The following is a 640-nucleotide window of genomic DNA, read 5'->3' on the forward strand; positions in this document are numbered from 1 at the left end:
GAAAGGTATCGATACCGATGCGCCTGTTACTGATCGAAGATGACGTGATCCTTGGATCGTCGTTGAAGAAGGCGTTGGAGAAACATGCCTATGGCGTGGATTGGATGCAGGACGGGGAATCCGGGCTTGCTGCGCTTGAGGACCTGATCTTCAGCGTCGTCGTACTCGATGTCAATTTGCCGAAGCTCGACGGAATCAATGTGCTGAGAGCAGCGCGGCAAAAAAAGAACATGGTTCCGATCTTGCTGCTGACGGCGCGGGATACTCCGCTACAGAAGGTTGAAGGCCTTGATAGCGGCGCTGACGATTATCTCGTCAAGCCCTTTGATCTCGATGAGCTGCTGGCACGGCTTAGAGCGCTGATAAGGCGGCGGGACGGACGTTCGGATGTGGTCCTGAAGTGCGGAGATGTTGAAGTCGATCCTGCCGCCATGGTGGTGCGCAGCACATCGGGGCAAGTCGCGATGACGGCCAAGGAGTTTCAGATGCTGAAGCTCCTCATGGAACGCGCTGGCAAGTACGTTACAAAAAGCGATATCGAATATGCGCTTTATAGCGCTGAAAGCGCTGTGGAGAGCAATACGACGGAAGTCGTGATCTACAATCTGCGGAAGAAGCTTGGCAGCGACTTCATCAAGTC

Annotated in this window: 1 protein-coding gene; it reads left to right on the forward strand. The window is 54.2% G+C overall.

Going from position 1 to position 640, the window contains the following annotated elements; translation table 11 throughout:
- Positions 1–17 precede the first annotated feature (17 nt).
- A partial coding sequence (locus LB462_RS30975) for a response regulator transcription factor (protein ID WP_224515965.1) occupies positions 18–640 on the forward strand: 623 nt, incomplete at its 3' end.

This window comes from Phyllobacterium chamaecytisi (genome assembly GCF_020164455.1).
GTDB classification, from domain to species: Bacteria; Pseudomonadota; Alphaproteobacteria; order Rhizobiales; family Rhizobiaceae; genus Phyllobacterium; species Phyllobacterium chamaecytisi.